The sequence below is a fragment of the Nocardia vermiculata NBRC 100427 genome (genome assembly GCF_001613265.1).
GTDB lineage: Bacteria > Actinomycetota > Actinomycetes > Mycobacteriales > Mycobacteriaceae > Nocardia > Nocardia vermiculata.
The window spans coordinates 180701-195053 of record NZ_BDCA01000004.1 but is presented as its reverse complement, the minus strand read 5'-3'; the positions used below and the strand labels follow the sequence as shown (position 1 = coordinate 195053).

At 68.0% G+C, this 14353-nt stretch carries 15 protein-coding genes; 8 read left to right on the top strand and 7 right to left on the bottom strand.

Translation table 11 applies throughout. The annotated features are described in order from the left end of the window. Window positions 1–19 precede the first annotated feature (19 nt). Entirely contained in the window at window positions 20–916 is an 897-nt protein-coding gene (locus NV2_RS07825) for an HhH-GPD family protein (protein WP_157102800.1), read from the bottom strand. Between the two features lie 235 nt (window positions 917–1151). On the opposite strand from NV2_RS07825, the gene NV2_RS07820 reads away from it, so the two are divergent. Together NV2_RS07820 and NV2_RS07815 are read left to right on the top strand one after the other, a co-directional pair. Next, window positions 1152–1775, top strand: coding sequence for a carbonic anhydrase (locus tag NV2_RS07820; protein WP_067870928.1), 624 nt, complete (start codon window positions 1152–1154; stop codon window positions 1773–1775). A 139-nt stretch (window positions 1776–1914) separates the two neighbouring features. Continuing rightward, a complete protein-coding gene (locus NV2_RS07815; protein WP_067870927.1) occupies window positions 1915–2583 on the top strand; it encodes a DUF4232 domain-containing protein in 669 nt (222 codons plus the stop codon). Here the strand turns inward: NV2_RS07815 and disA are convergent. The 3 genes from disA to NV2_RS07800 all read right to left on the bottom strand — a co-directional run bounded on the left by disA (window position 2570) and on the right by NV2_RS07800 (window position 6172). Continuing rightward, entirely contained in the window at window positions 2570–3826 is a 1257-nt protein-coding gene (gene disA, locus NV2_RS07810) for a DNA integrity scanning diadenylate cyclase DisA (RefSeq protein ID WP_281728494.1), read from the bottom strand. The genes NV2_RS07815 and disA overlap by 14 nt on opposite strands. 80 nt (window positions 3827–3906) lie before the next feature. After that, window positions 3907–5304 carry a DNA repair protein RadA gene (radA, locus tag NV2_RS07805; protein WP_067870858.1) on the bottom strand — a complete coding sequence of 466 codons (1398 nt, stop codon included), beginning with the start codon at window positions 5302–5304 and terminating at the stop codon, window positions 3907–3909. A gap of 139 nt (window positions 5305–5443) precedes the next feature. Beyond that, on the bottom strand, window positions 5444–6172 hold the full coding sequence (locus NV2_RS07800) for a hypothetical protein (protein ID WP_245662495.1): 729 nt from the start codon (window positions 6170–6172) through the stop codon (window positions 5444–5446). Between the two features lie 271 nt (window positions 6173–6443). On the opposite strand from NV2_RS07800, the gene carD reads away from it, so the two are divergent. From carD to NV2_RS07770, 6 genes are all read left to right on the top strand, one after another. After that, window positions 6444–6932: an RNA polymerase-binding transcription factor CarD gene (carD, locus tag NV2_RS07795; RefSeq protein WP_019931623.1), complete on the top strand. Its 489-nt coding sequence runs from the start codon at window positions 6444–6446 to the stop codon at window positions 6930–6932. A 10-nt stretch (window positions 6933–6942) separates the two neighbouring features. Further along, window positions 6943–7698, top strand: a complete 756-nt coding sequence (gene ispD / locus NV2_RS07790) for a 2-C-methyl-D-erythritol 4-phosphate cytidylyltransferase (RefSeq protein ID WP_084474110.1) — start codon at window positions 6943–6945, stop codon at window positions 7696–7698. Window positions 7699–7721: 23 nt separating this feature from the next. Then, window positions 7722–8198, top strand: coding sequence for a 2-C-methyl-D-erythritol 2,4-cyclodiphosphate synthase (gene ispF / locus NV2_RS07785; RefSeq protein ID WP_067870923.1), 477 nt, complete (start codon window positions 7722–7724; stop codon window positions 8196–8198). Window positions 8199–8365: 167 nt separating this feature from the next. Continuing rightward, a complete protein-coding gene (gene cysS, locus NV2_RS07780; RefSeq protein WP_067870857.1) occupies window positions 8366–9754 on the top strand; it encodes a cysteine--tRNA ligase in 1389 nt (462 codons plus the stop codon). Window positions 9755–9815: 61 nt separating this feature from the next. Continuing rightward, window positions 9816–10790 (top strand): 23S rRNA (guanosine(2251)-2'-O)-methyltransferase RlmB, encoded by a 975-nt coding sequence (gene rlmB, locus NV2_RS07775; protein ID WP_067870856.1) that lies wholly within the window; start codon window positions 9816–9818, stop codon window positions 10788–10790. 52 nt (window positions 10791–10842) lie between these two features. Then, complete coding sequence (locus NV2_RS07770) at window positions 10843–11136, top strand: DUF4190 domain-containing protein (RefSeq protein ID WP_067870855.1); 294 nt, start codon at window positions 10843–10845, stop codon at window positions 11134–11136. Window positions 11137–11147: 11 nt separating this feature from the next. Here NV2_RS07770 and NV2_RS07765 read toward each other — a convergent pair whose 3' ends face one another. From NV2_RS07765 to NV2_RS07755, 3 genes are all read right to left on the bottom strand, one after another. Then, window positions 11148–11972: an enoyl-CoA hydratase/isomerase family protein gene (locus NV2_RS07765; protein WP_067870854.1), complete on the bottom strand. Its 825-nt coding sequence runs from the start codon at window positions 11970–11972 to the stop codon at window positions 11148–11150. Between the two features lie 289 nt (window positions 11973–12261). Continuing rightward, window positions 12262–13446, bottom strand: a complete 1185-nt coding sequence (locus tag NV2_RS07760; RefSeq protein WP_067870853.1) for an acyl-CoA dehydrogenase family protein — start codon at window positions 13444–13446, stop codon at window positions 12262–12264. Between the two features lie 126 nt (window positions 13447–13572). After that, complete coding sequence (locus tag NV2_RS07755) at window positions 13573–14316, bottom strand: alpha/beta fold hydrolase (RefSeq protein ID WP_067870852.1); 744 nt, start codon at window positions 14314–14316, stop codon at window positions 13573–13575. Between the last annotated feature and the right edge of the window lie 37 nt (window positions 14317–14353).

Here is a 14353-nt window from a genome sequence, read left to right as displayed (position 1 = left end):
TGCGGCACCGTCCGTCCGCTCAGCCCTCCCCGGCAAGCGCGAACAGGCCGTCACGGGTCTGTTCGATCAACCCGTCGACCAGCAGCGAATCGAGCGCGCGATCACGCTGTCCCGGATCGCGAGTCCAGGCCAGATCCAGTGCCACCCGCTCGACCGGGCCGGATGCACCGCGCAAGACATCCAACAACCGACCGCGGGCCTGCCGATCGGTGCCGTCGTACTTCTGCGTGCGACGCACCACATCCGAGGCCGGACGGCCCGCTTCGATCCATCCGCACCGCGGCAGCGGGCACAGGTCGCAGTCCGGAGTGCGGGCCGTGCAGACGGTGGCACCCAGTTCCATCAGGGCCGCGGAGAACACCGCCGCGCGATCCACCCGGACCGGCAACAGTTCCTCGGTGTCCGCCAGGTCGCGGGCACGGGGATTACCGGCCTCCGCGCGGCCGTGGACCGCACGGGCGACCACTCGGCGCACATTGGTGTCGACCACCGGCACCCGCTGCCCGTACGCAAAACAGGCCACCGCCCGCGCGGTGTAGGCGCCGATCCCGGGCAGCCCGAGCAGCACGTCCACATCGGCGGGCACCACGTCATCGTGGTCGGTGGCGAGCACCCCGGCGCATTCGTGCAGGCGCAGGGCCCGGCGCGGATATCCCAGTTTGCCCCAGGCTCGCAGTACCTCCCCCGGCGCAGCCGCCGCCATCGCGGAAGGGACCGGCCAGCGTGCCACCCACTCGCGCCAGATCGGTTCGACCCGTACCACCGGCGTCTGCTGCAACATGATCTCGCTCATGAGGATGTGCCACGCCGTGACCCCGGGCCGCCGCCACGGCAGATCCCGGGCCGAGTGCTCGTACCAGTCGATCAGCACATCGCTGTCGATACCGCCCGCCGGTTCCACGCCACCTCGTTTCATCACCGAACAGCCCCGTACACAGGCGATTCGGGCGCGACCCCCGGTGCAGCCGGAACAGATCCGGTGTCCGGGAACAATTTCTCAGTATCTTCACAGCTCAACGCAGCAAACCAGACATACCGGACGTCTGACCTCATCTGATCACCGTTTCGTACACCTGCCGTACACCCGCGATTTGCCTGTTCGTAGCCCGACGGACTCGCCGGTAGCTCGGCGGCCGTGGAAAATGGGACTCATGCCTCATACCAACCCGATCAGTGCCTGGAAGTCTCTCCGCGAGGGTAACGACAGGTTCGTCAGCGGTACGCTGCAGCACCCCAGCCAGGGTGCGGCCGATCGAACGAAACTCGTCGCCGGTCAGCATCCGCGAGCAATTCTGTTCGGGTGCGGTGATTCCCGGGTGGCCGCCGAGATCATCTTCGACCAGGGCCTCGGCGATATGTTCGTGGTCCGCACCGCCGGCCATGTGGTCGACGAGTCGGTACTCGGCTCGATCGAATACGGCGTCGAGATCCTCAACATTCCCCTGATCGTGGTGCTGGGCCACGACAGTTGCGGTGCGGTCCGGGCCACGCTGGACGCGCTCGACGAGGGCACGGTCCCCGGCGGCTTCATCCGAAGCCTGGTCGAGCGGGTGACGCCGTCCATCCTGAACGGCCGCCGCGAGGGCCTGCACGAGGTCGACGAACTCGAGGCGCGCCACGTGCAGGAGACCGCGAGCATGCTCACCGAGCGGTCGCGCATCGTGGGTGACCGGGTGGACGCCGGGCGGCTCGCCATCGCCTGTGTGAACTACAAGCTTGCCGACGGCCGTGCCCAGCTGCACAAGGTGATCGGCGATATCGGCGAAGCGGTCTGAACCACTGCTATGCGACTCGCGGTGGTCTGCGGCCACCGCGAGTGAAGCGCGGAAATGTACCCGGCATCACGGCCGTCCCGGTGCCGACACGCCGCGTACCTGAGTGAAACCGCTCGAATATGCACATACCGTTGGTCTCGTGCTGGAACCGAATGGACCGCTCCCCCCGGAGATCTACTGGCGTCGCCGCCTGCTCGCCATCGGTGCGCTGATCGTCGCCCTCGCGCTGGTCGTCTGGCTGGCGATGATGCTGCTACGCGGTGGTGGCGACGACGAGGATCCGAAGGCCGCCGCAGCCGCCTCGACCTCGGTATCGGCTGCGAAACAGAGCGGTCCCCCGCCGGCGACCTCCACGGACGCCGACTCGAAGGAGACCACCTCGGGCACCGTCAACTCCACCGCCAGCAATCCGCCGCCACAGTGCCCGGATCAGTCACTGGCGGTGAAGGCTTCGGTCGGTCAGCCGACATACAAGTCCGGCGATCAACCGGTGTTCAGCGTGGTGATCACCAATATCTCCACCAGCGCCTGCACGCGCGACATGGGATCGGGTATGCAACAGGTGTGGGTGCAGTCGCTGGACGGTAAGCGCCGGTTGTGGACCAGCACGGATTGCGATCAGGGCGGCGCGGCCGACGTTCGCACCCTGAAGGGCGGCGAGCAGGCACCGTTCTCACTCACCTGGTCGGGCACCACCTCACAACCGGGCTGCGCCGGCGATCGGGTACCGGTTCCGCCGGGCGGCTACGCCGTCGTGGCGCAATTCGGTTCGGTACAGAGCGATCCCGAGACCTTCAATATCGCCTGAACCGCGCACCGCCGGACTCGGTGACTCGCACCGTGCCGGACTCGGCCAGCCGGGTCAGACCCTCACGAATGCGCTGTGCCAGCTGTGTATCGCCGTCCAGGACCTCCTCGATCTCGGCGATACTCGCCGACGCCAGCACCGGTAGCGCACCGAAGGCGGCGATCACACGTTCGGCACTGTGTGGCGAGACGCGCGGGATCTCGGCCAGCAGGCGGTGACCGCGCGGCACCACCGCGGTGTCGAGCACCTCGATCGCCGCCGGGAAACCCAGTGGAGCAGCCAGATTGGTGAGTTCCAGCAGTTCCACCTCGAGCAGGGCATCCAGCCCGGCGAGGGTCCGATCGACCAGCACGTCTCCGGGAACCACAGCCGAGCCCCCGGGCAACGCAGTGGAGTCCCCGGCTGCCGCAACGGAGTTCCCCGCTGCCGCAGCGACAGGACTCGTCGCTGCGGCCTCGGCAGCGGTACTCGCGGTACCCGAGATCCGGAGATAGTCACGCACGAGCAGGCGGCGCAGCGGGTCGCTGTTGCCGACGAGTTCGGCGAGCTGCAGTGACAGCTGGCGGCCGTCCACTCCGAGTTCGTCGACATCGGAGCTGATTTCGCGGGCGATCCGACGCACCAGTTCCAGACAATGCAGCACCGCCAGCACATCGCGCAGGGTCGCGCGGTCGCTCAGTTCCGCCAGCGACAACTGCCGCGTGGTCTCCTCCAGGCGCGACCGATAGCGTTCCAGCGTCGCCATGGCCTGATTGGCCCGCGACAGGATCGTCTCCGAGCGCTGAATCTGATGCCGGAACCCGGCCACGTAGACGGTGACGATGCCGGTCGAACGACTCACCGACACCACGGGGTATCCGGTGTGCGCAGCAGTGCGTTCCGCGGCCTTGTGCCGGGTGCCGGATTCGGCGGTGGGTAGCCCCGGATCGGGTACCAGATGCACATTGGCGCGCCGGATTCGCAGGCCATCGGTGGAAAGCACCACCGCCCCATCCATTTTCGACAGTTCGCGGAGCCTCGTCGGCGAGAAGCCGACGTCGAGCTCGAATCCACCGTCGCAGACGGCCTCCAGTTCGGCGCCGTACCCGAGCACGATCAGTCCGCCGGTGCGGGCACGCAGAATGCGGTCTATCCCGTCACGCAGCTCGGTGCCGGGGACCAGGCGGGCGATCGTACGGGCCGGTTCGGCAGCATCCGCCCCGGTAGCCGCGGCGCCGGTGTCCGGTCCGGCCGGTGTCCGCAACTCGGCTCGCCCCCGTCTCTCCGTGTCGCGTGGAAACGACACGGGGCGGGCGGGCCGCTGCGGCTTCCACCGGCCAGGGATCATTCCGCCTCCGTACGCTCACGTCGTCGCTTCGACAAACCACTGGAGGCGAGTGCCGCGCGGACGCTGGCGACCTCGTGCACCTTCATGGTGATACCGGTGCGGTCGGTTCCGGGCGGTACCAACGCCTCGGTGAAACCTAACCGCTGTGCTTCTCGCAGGCGACGGCCGACCCCCGCGACCCGGCGCACCTCACCCGCCAAGCCCACTTCACCGAGCACCACCATCCCCGCGCGCAGCGCGATATCGCGCTCGGCCCCGGCGATCGCGACCGCCACGGCGAGATCCGCGGCCGGCTCGGTCAATCGCATCCCGCCGACGGTGGCCGCGTACACATCGTGTTTGCCGAGAAATACCCCGCAGCGGCTCTGCAGCACCGCCAGCACCATCGACACCCGGTTGTAGTCCAGTCCGCTCACCGCGCGCCGGGGCGCGGGCACCGGGGTGGACACGGTGAGCCCCTGCACCTCGCCGAGCAGCGGCCGCTTGCCGTCCATCGCGACCGTGACGGCGGTACCGGGTACCTGGTCCTCACGATGGTGCAGGAACAGCCCGGACGGGTCACTGACCCCGGCGATACCGTCCTCGTGCAGCTCGAAACAGCCGACCTCGTCGGCGCTGCCGAAGCGATTCTTGATGCCGCGCACCATGCGCAACGTGGAATGTTTGTCGCCCTCGAACTGCAGGACCACATCCACCAGATGTTCGAGGGTGCGCGGGCCGGCGACGTTTCCGTCCTTGGTGACGTGACCGACCAGCAGCACCGCGATCCCGCTCGCCTTGGCCAGTGCGGTCAGTGCCGCGGTGACGGCGCGGACCTGCGTCACACCGCCGATCACACCGTCGGCGTCGGCGGCCAGCATGGTCTGTACCGAGTCGACGACCAGCAGCGTCGGGCGTACCTGCTCGACGTGACCGAGAATGGTGGCCAGATCGGATTCGGCCGCGAGGTAGACCCGGTCGTGCACCGCATCGGTGCGGTCGGCCCGCAACCGGACCTGCCCGGCGGACTCCTCCGCCGTCACATACAGTGCCCGTTCCTCGCGCTGCCGCGCCCAGCGGTGCGCCACCTCGAGCAACAGCGTCGATTTACCGACCCCGGGTTCGCCGGACAACAGCACCACCGAGCCCGGGACCACTCCCCCGCCGAGCACTCGATCCAGCTCCGGGACGCCCGTGGGACGGGCGCGGGTGATCCGGGAATCGATGGTCGAGATGGGCGCTGCCGCGGTCGAGGGCAGCAGCGCGCGGCGCCCCGCGGAGGCATTCGATCCCCCCGGAGCCGCGACCACCTCGTCGACGGTTCCCCACTCGCTACATCCGGGGCAGCGCCCCACCCATTTGGCAACCTCGTTACCGCACGCCGAACACCGGTACAGCGACTTCACCTTGGCCACGTGCGCAGCCTAACGACAGGAGGCGACAGGTCCGGGTAGTGCGGACCGACCGGCACGAACCGGTCCGGGTGCCCGAGGTCCGACGGGCCGGGTCGCGATGGGGCGGGGCGCACCGCGGCAGGGCCCGGCGGGGTGGGGCTCAGTGGCCCTCGTGCTCTTCGAGCGTCGCCGACTCGTGGCGCGGGGTCTTCGGGCCGGCGTCGACGGGCACCTGCATCTGCACGGTGCCGCCGTCCTTGAAGTTGAAGGTGACACCGTAGGTCAGGCCGGGCACGACGTCCTCGCTGAGGTCGGTGATCTCGACCAGCAGCGGGTTGGCGGCCGGGTCGGCCGGCTGATCGGCGGTCCCGGCGCCCTCTTCGCGCGGGGACGCGCTGTGTTCAGGGGTGGGGGTGGCCGCCGCGCTCGACGCCGGAGCCGGGTTCGGAGCCGAGGTCGGTGCCCCCTGGTCGGCGCGGGCCGCCGCGACCTCCTCCGCGCTACCGGCGAGCACGGTCTGGCCCGGCGCCAGTTCGGGTGCGGACGGGATGAAGTTCACCTTGCCGAGATCGGTGGTGACACTGACCAGCTTGTCGGTCTTCGCGGAGCCTTCGTTGATCGCACTGAAAGCGAGGACGGCCTTACCGCCCTTGGCGTTGGTGTACTCCTCGGACTGCGGCAGCAGAATGCGCACATCGCGCAGCGCCACATTGCCGACGGTGGCGGCATTGCCGTTCACGGCCGGGACCTGGCTCGCGGTCTGCGAGATCTGGCCGGCACTGCATCCGGACAACGCCAGCGCCGCACCGGTGGCCAGCGCTGCGACGGCGATCGCGCAGCGTGACACCTTGGTCCCATTCGACGCTGTGATGGCTTTCAGGGCAGTCACGGGTTGTCCTCCATGTCGACCGTCTCACTCCACGATGGAGAGTAGTAGTAGGCAGCGTAGTAGTACGCAGGGTGGTCGGTGTGGACCGGTCCGCCGCAATGTCGCCGCGCGCCGAGTGTGTACCGGATTCTGTTCTGGCACAACGGCATGCACACGCTTCGCGATCTGTCAAGCCCCAGCGTCGGCCAGTTGTGGCCCTGACCTGCGCCGTTGATCGCGGCGTTATCGAGTCGCATGTTAAACTGTGAACATCGAAAGGGGCACGGGACACATGATTTTTAAGGTCGGAGACACCGTCGTTTACCCCCACCACGGAGCGGCGCTGATCGAAGCTATCGAGACTCGCACCATCAAGGGTGTTCAGAAAGAGTATCTGGTCCTGAAGGTCGCACAGGGCGATCTCACCGTTCGGGTTCCCGCAGAGAACGCGGAATACGTCGGCGTCCGCGACGTCGTCGGCCAGGAAGGTCTCGATCGAGTCTTCCAGGTGCTGCGCGCTCCGCACACCGAGGAACCGACGAACTGGTCTCGGCGGTACAAGGCCAACCTGGAGAAACTCGCCTCCGGCGATGTGAACAAGGTGGCCGAGGTCGTCCGTGACCTGTGGCGCCGGGAGCAGGACCGCGGCCTGTCCGCCGGCGAGAAGCGCATGCTGGCCAAGGCCCGGCAGATCCTGGTCGGTGAGCTGGCGCTCGCCGAGGGCACCGACGACGTGAAGGCCGAGACCCTGCTCGACGAGGTTCTCGCCGCGGCTTCCTGACCGCACCGCCTTGACGCTCGACACCCCTCGTCGTGTTGTGGCATTGGTTCCTGCCGCCGGTCGGGGCGTTCGCCTGGGTGAAGCCACGCCCAAGGCATTCGTCCCCGTCGGCGGCAGTCCCATGCTCGTACGCGCAATTGACGGCCTGATCGCGTCCGGGGTCGTGGACCGCATCGTGATCATGGCGCCCATCGAGCTGCTCGATGACGCCCGGAAACTGCTCGCCGCCCGTGCCCACGCGGCCAGCTCGATCCCGGTCGACGTGGTCCCCGGCGGCGCCGAACGCACCGACTCCGTGCGCGCCGGACTGGCCGCGGCCTCCGACGCCACGCACATCCTCGTGCACGACGCAGCCCGAGCGCTGACACCACCGGCCCTGATCGCACGCGTAGTCGCCGAACTCGCGGCCGGGCATCGCGCCGTCGTACCGGGGCTTCCCGTAGCCGACACCATCAAGTCGGTGAGCGCGGACGGTGCGGTGACCGGCACACCCGAGCGCGCCGCACTACGGGCCATCCAGACTCCCCAGGGATTCGACGCCGAGTTGCTGCGCACCGCCTACGCGGCCGAACTGTCGGCCACCGACGATGCCGGGCTGGTGGAGGCCTGCGGCGCGACCGTGCGGGTGATCGCCGGCGATGCACTCGCATTCAAGATCACCGGACCACTCGACCTACGGCTCGCCGAAGCCCTGCTGTCCGGCGCCGACCACACCTCTGGTCAGGTCGGCGGGCAGCAGGAGAAGCGGACGGCGGTGCCCCGATGATCGAATCGGCCGATCTGTCCGCGCTGCGCACCGGCATCGGCAGCGATGTGCACCCGATCGAACCGGGACGGCCCTGCTGGATGGCCGGCCTGCTGTTCGAGGGCGACGACGGTTGCTCCGGCCACTCCGATGGTGATGTGGCCGCGCACGCGCTCTGTGACGCCCTGCTGTCGGCGGCCTGCCTGGGCGATGTCGGCGCTGTGTTCGGCACCGGCAGGCCCGAATGGGAAGGTGTGTCCGGCGCCGCGATGCTGACCGAAGTGCGGCGGCTGCTCACCGAGTCCGGTTATCGGATCGTCAACGCCGCGGTACAGATCATCGGCAATCGCCCGAAGATCGGCCCGCGACGCGCCGAAGCACAGCAGGTTCTCGGCAAGCTTCTCGATGCGCCGGTCGCGGTCTCGGGCACCACCTCCGACGGGCTGGGACTCACCGGCCGGGGCGAGGGGGTGGCCGCGGTGGCCACCGCGTTGTTGCTCGGGCGATGTAGTACCGAATAGTGATTCCGGTACTGCGGCCGGTCATATTCCGGCCGTAATTCGCCCGCGGGAGATATCCCGCCGAACCACCCCTGCACCGGTCCACGCGCGCATCTCGGTGGATGTGGCACGGACTATTGGAGGGGCCCACCCATACCGTTGTTCAACAAGCCTTAGGATGGCTGGTCGTGACTCTGCGCCTGTTCGACACCGAGACGCGGACCATGCGGGATTTCACCCCCCTGGTCCCCGGACGTGCCTCGGTGTACCTGTGTGGCGCCACCGTGCAGGGCGAACCGCATATCGGACACGTCCGTAGCGGTGTCGCATTCGATGTCCTGCGCCGCTGGCTCACCGCGAACGGATACGACGTGGCGTTCGTGCGAAATGTCACCGATATCGACGACAAGATTCTCAACAAGGCCGCCGCAGCCGGTCGTCCCTGGTGGGAATGGGCCGCGACGCACGAGCGCGCCTTCGACCGGGCGTACCGGGCTCTGGGGGTGCTGCCGCCGTCGGTGGAGCCCCGCGCCACCGGGCACATCACCCAGATGATCGATCTGATGCAGCGGCTCGTCGACCGCGGCCACGCCTACGCCTCGAGTGGAAACGTGTACTTCGACGTGCGCAGTTTCCCCGACTACGGTGCACTGTCGGGTCACAAACTCGAGGATGTGCAGCAGGGTGAGAGCGCCGGCGCGGGCAAACGCGATCCGCGCGATTTCACGCTGTGGAAGGCGGCCAAACCGGGTGAGCCGACCTGGCCCTCGCCGTGGGGACCGGGTCGCCCGGGCTGGCATCTGGAGTGCTCGGCGATGGCCGAGTTCTACCTCGGCCCGGAATTCGATATCCATTGCGGCGGCATGGATCTGGTTTTCCCGCACCACGAGAACGAAATCGCCCAGTCCCGCGCGGCCGGTGACGGTTTCGCGAATTACTGGCTGCACAACGGCTGGGTTACGCTCGGCGGGGAAAAAATGTCGAAATCGCTCGGCAACACCCTGTCGGTGCCGAATATGCTCACCAAGGTCCGCGCGGTCGAATTGCGCTTCTATTTGGGCAGTGCCCATTACGCGTCGATGCTCGAATATTCCGAGCAGGCGCTGAACGACGCCGCCCAGACCTATCAGCGACTCGAGGCTTTCGTGCAGCGCACCGCCGAACGTGCCGGTGCGGTTGCGGTCGGAAAGTGGACCGATGCCTTCGCCGAGGCGCTCGACGACAACCTCGCGATTCCGAAGGCACTGGCCGAAATTCACCGCGTCGTGCACGAAGGCAACCGAGCGCTGCAGGCCGGGGACACCGAATCGGCGCGGGCGGCCGCCGGACAGGTGCGCGCCATGCTCGCGGTTCTCGGTGTCGATCCGCTGGACGAGCACTGGGCCACCGCGGCCTCGGATTCCACGGCGGCGGAATCGGCACTCGACGTGCTGGTTCGCGCCGAGCTCGAGCGGCGCCGCGAGGCCCGCGGGGCCAAGGATTGGGCCACCGCCGACGCCGTGCGCGACCGTCTCGGCGCGGCCGGTATCGAGGTCGTCGACACCGCCGACGGCTCGGAATGGTCGCTGACCAAATGATCGACCGAGCGAAGCCTGCTGACCGGGTGCGGGTATCGCGACCCAGACGAAAGGCACACTGATGGCAGGCAATTCGCAGCGTCGAGGCGCAATCCGCAAGGGTGGCACCAAGAAAGGCGCGACGACGGGCAGTGGCGGTAAACGCCGTAAGGGGCTGGAAGGCCGCGGCGCCACCCCACCCGCGGTGATGCGGGACAAGCATCCGGCCGCCAAACGTGCCCGCGCCGCGGCGAAAGCAGCTCAGGGACAGCAGAACCGCCGACCCGGTGGTGGCCGTCCCAGCACTCGTAAGGGCGACGACGGTCCCGAGCTGGTACTCGGACGCAACCCGGTCGTGGAGTGTCTGCGTGCCGAGGTGCCGGCGACCGCGCTGTACGTGGCGCTCGGCACCGAGAACGACGACCGGCTCACCGAGTCCGTCCAGCGCGCCGCCGATGCCGGTATCTCCATCCTGGAGGTCTCGCGCACCGATCTGGACCGCATGAGCACCAACGGATTACATCAGGGCATGGCCCTGCAGGTGCCGCCGTACCGGTACGCACATCCCGACGACCTGCTGGACGCGGCCCGCAACTCGGGCACGGCCCCGTTGCTGGTCGCGCTCGACAACATCTCCGACCCGCGCAACCTGGGTGCGGTGATCCGTTCGGTCGCCGCGTTCGGCGGCCACGGCGTGGTGATCCCGCAGCGCCGTAGCGCGAGCGTCACCGCGGTGGCCTGGCGCACGAGCGCCGGGGCCGCGGCCCGGCTTCCGGTGGCGCGTGCGACGAATCTGACCCGCACCCTGAAGGATTGGGCGAAATCGGGGCTGCAGGTGGTGGGCCTGGACGCGGGCGGCGATATGCCGCTGGACGAATTCGACGGCAGCACACCGACAGTGGTGGTCGTCGGCTCGGAAGGTAAGGGCCTGTCGCGGCTGGTCCGCGAAACCTGCGACTCCATCCTGAGCATCCCCATGGCCGGCCCCGTCGAATCACTCAACGCGTCGGTGGCCGCGGGCGTGGTGCTGGCCGACATAGCCCGCCAACGCCGGTAGCGCCGAGATACCCCGCGGTATCGGCATTTCCCAGTAAACTCGTGGGGTGGCCATGAACCATCCCGAGTACTGGGGCTCATTACCCGAGGCGCCTGCAGGCAACCCGGTCGAGCATCCGCACGCGACGACGGTGCTGGTTCTGGGGGTGCTGAGCATGTTGTGTTGCGGCGCACTGGGTCCGATCGCCTGGGTGATGGGCAAGCGGGCGCTCGACCAGATCGAGCTGTCGGGCGGCACGATCGGCGGCCGTTCCCAGGTGCTGGTCGGCTACGTCATCGGCATCATCGGCACGCTGATGATGGTCGTCACCGCCTGCATATTCCTGCTGGTACTGATCGGCGGCTGACTAGCCACACCTCACTCGGCGTCGCCGGCGTCCAATCCGTGACGCGGCACCGGAGGTGCCAGCTCACCGGCGGGCCATTCGGCACTGATACTGCCGGTCCAGCGGGGTTGCCTACGGTCACGAAACGCCGCCATACCTTCGCCGGCGTCCGCGCTGTCGCCGACATAGCCGTGCAGATCCGCCTCCAGCCGGCCGACCGCGTCCGGCCCCATCCCCAGCCCCTCCCACAGCAACCGCTTGCTCAGCGCCGTGGGCAACGGTGCCGAACCGGTCGCCAAATCGGTGGCCACCGCCAACGCGGTCGGGAGCACTTCCCCGGCGGGCAGGCTGTTGTTGGCCAAGCCCAGATGCTGCGCCTCGTCACCGTCGAAGGTGCGCCCGGTCAGCATGATGTCGGCGGCGCGTGCCATACCCGCCAGCCGCGGCAGCGTCCAATGCGCGTACCCGTCGGCCATGACACCGCGACGCACCTGATTGAGGCCGTACACGGCATCGGTGGCGAAGTAGCGCAGATCGCATTGCAGCGCCAACGCCAGCCCGATCCCGACCGCATGCCCGTTCACCGCCGCGATCACCGGCTTGCGGATCTGCCAGGGCGGCGGGTCGATCATGCCACTGACATCACCGGTCCGATCGGACAGATCCGCGCCCGCGCAGAACGCGGGCGGAGTCCCGGTGAGCACCACCGCGCGGATCGCGTCCTCGGTGTCGCACCGGCGCAACGCGGCACCGAGAGCCTCCGCCATCGCCGGTGTCATGGCGTTCTGCTGCGCCGGACGGTTGAGAGTGAGGACAGCGACGCCGGCGGAGATATCGACCTGCAGTTCCGAACTCATCCCACACAATCCCTAGGCTCGAATGATCTTTCGGCCACTCTAGTGTCCTCGGCCTTCGCTCCGCTCCGGCGGGGTTTCGGCGCCCTTTGCCTCGATTTTTCACTCCTACGCTCAGTCGCTTCGCTCCCTCGCTCCGTCGCTCCACAATCGAGGCGGGCCGAAACCAGGGATAGGAGCACCCTTGGGAAGTCTGCTGCTAGGGGGAGGCTGGATGGGCGCATTTTCGGGGAGGCTACCCCGGATGCGAGGGGTGGGTGAGCGCATTCGGATTCAGTCGCGCAGGACCTTTTCAGTCGCGCAGGACCTTGCGGCCGATGGCCCACTTGTGGACCTCGGTGGGGCCGTCGTACAGGCGGAAGGCGCGCATATCGCGGAAGATCATCTCGACCACGGTTTCGTCGCTGATGCCGATACCGCCCAGGACCTGCACGCAGCGGTCGGCGACCTTGAACAGTTCCTCGGAGACGTAGGACTTCGCCATCGAGCTCTCGTGGCGGGCCTTGTGGCCCTGATCCATCAGCCAGCAGGCATGCCAGATGGTCAGCCGGCACTGATGCAGGGCGATCTCGTTGTCGGCGAGCATGAACGACACGCCCTCGTGCTCGCCGATCGGCTTACCGAAGGCGGTGCGGGTCTTGGCGTGCTCTACCGCGATGCTCTGGGCGCGTTCGGCCGCACCCAGCCAGCGCATGCAGTGCGTGAGCCGGGCCGGGGCCAGCCGCAGCTGGGCGTAGCGCAGCGCCTGACCGGACTCCCCGAGCAGCGACTCCGCGGGCAGCACCAGATTCTCGAAATTCACCACGCCGTGGCCGCCGACGTAGTTACGGTCCATCGTGTTCATGGTCCGCTCGATGGTTATTCCGGGGGTTCCGCCCTCGGCGAGGAACAGGGTGGGCCCCTCCGGAATGGGCCCGTCCAGGTGCGGGTTGGCCTCCAACTTGGCCATGATGATCCAAGTTTTCGCACCGTCGGCGCCGGTGATCAGCCATTTGCGGCCGTTGATGGTGAAGTTCTCACCGTCGAAGGTTGCGGTGGTGGCGAGCTGGCCCGGATCGGAACCGGCGCCGCCGGGTTCGGTCATCGCGAAAACCGAGCGCTGATGGCCGTTGATCACCGGCATCAGATACCGATCGGTCTGCTCCGGATTCGCCACCTTGGACAGCAGGAACATATTGCCCTCGTCCGGTGCGGCGCAGTTCATCGCGACGGGCCCCAGGGTGGACCAGCCCGCCGCCTCGTAGACCACGGCCTGCTCGACATGGGTGAGGCCACGCCCGCCCAGTTCCTCGGGTGCCTGAACGGTCAGCAGCTTCTCGGCGCGGGCCAGCTCGACCAGTTCCTGGCGCAGCTCGTCGTTGGGGCCGTGCGAGGTCAGCCGCGGGTCCCGCTCGTAGGGAACGATCTTGTCGACGACGAACCGGCGAATGCGGTCGCGTTCGGCTGCCAGGTCCTCGGGAAGCGAGAAGTCGATCATCGTTCACCTTCGTTCGTGGGCTTGAAAGGAGCATACGACTGTCGGCGATCGAGACTGAAGGCGGCTGCCATCAAATTTGACCGACCGGCCGGAACCTCACCGCCGGTTCTCCACAATCAGCCGCTTTCAGCTCAGGTTTTCGTGCAGAAACCGTTCCACTTCGGCCCGATAGACATCCGGCTGATCGTCGTGGACGAGATGTCCGGCATCGGCCACCAGCCGATGCCGCACCCCGGGACGGACCACCGCCATCTCCCGCATCTGCCCCTCCGGAGTGATCGTGTATTCCCCTTCCAGAAGCAGCGCCGGCGCCCGCACCGACCGCCACTGGGCCCAGAAATCGCGGGTGCCCCACTCCTCCGAGATATCGCGGAAGGTGGATACCTCGCCGTGCAGCCGATAGCCGTCCGCCGACTGCCGGAACGAGTTCAGGAAGTACCGGCCGGCGATCGGCCCGAAATGCGCCAGCACCGCATCCGCGTCCGGGAACGGTTGTGGCCATGCCGCGATCATCTCGGCCCAGTGTTGCGCGGTGCGACCGCGAAAGTCCGGCGCCATATCCTCGACCACCAGCGCACGCACCCGGTCCGGATGGGCTGCGGCGAACATCCAGGCGTGCAAGCCCCCCATCGAATGACCGATCAGGACCATCGGTTCCGCTATCGCCGCCGTCGCCTCGGCCAGATCGGCGACGAAAGCCTCGGTGGTCAGGGCCGGCGGGGCCGGTCGGCCGTGACCTGCGGCGTCGAACGTGTGGACATGGCCGAATTCCCGCAGCCACGGCACCTGGTCCGCCCAGGTCCGGGCGCTGCCCATCAGTCCGTGCAGCAGCAGAATCGGCACCCCGGTGCCGCCCTCGTCGTACAACATCGGCACCGACGATACGTGGCCGCCGCGAGAGATAGCC

What these genes read in the sequence shown, in the direction of transcription:
- NV2_RS07825 (WP_157102800.1), bottom strand. Translation starts at nt 916, where the DNA reads ATGAAACGAGGTGGCGTGGAACCGGCGGGCGGTATCGACAGCGATGTG.
- NV2_RS07820 (WP_067870928.1), top strand. Translation starts at nt 1,152, where the DNA reads ATGCCTCATACCAACCCGATCAGTGCCTGGAAGTCTCTCCGCGAGGGT.
- carD (WP_019931623.1), top strand. Translation starts at nt 6,444, where the DNA reads ATGATTTTTAAGGTCGGAGACACCGTCGTTTACCCCCACCACGGAGCG.
- rlmB (WP_067870856.1), top strand. Translation starts at nt 9,816, where the DNA reads ATGGCAGGCAATTCGCAGCGTCGAGGCGCAATCCGCAAGGGTGGCACC.
- NV2_RS07770 (WP_067870855.1), top strand. Translation starts at nt 10,843, where the DNA reads ATGAACCATCCCGAGTACTGGGGCTCATTACCCGAGGCGCCTGCAGGC.
- NV2_RS07765 (WP_067870854.1), bottom strand. Translation starts at nt 11,972, where the DNA reads ATGAGTTCGGAACTGCAGGTCGATATCTCCGCCGGCGTCGCTGTCCTC.
- NV2_RS07760 (WP_067870853.1), bottom strand. Translation starts at nt 13,446, where the DNA reads ATGATCGACTTCTCGCTTCCCGAGGACCTGGCAGCCGAACGCGACCGC.
- NV2_RS07755 (WP_067870852.1), bottom strand. Translation starts at nt 14,316, where the DNA reads ATGTTGTACGACGAGGGCGGCACCGGGGTGCCGATTCTGCTGCTGCAC.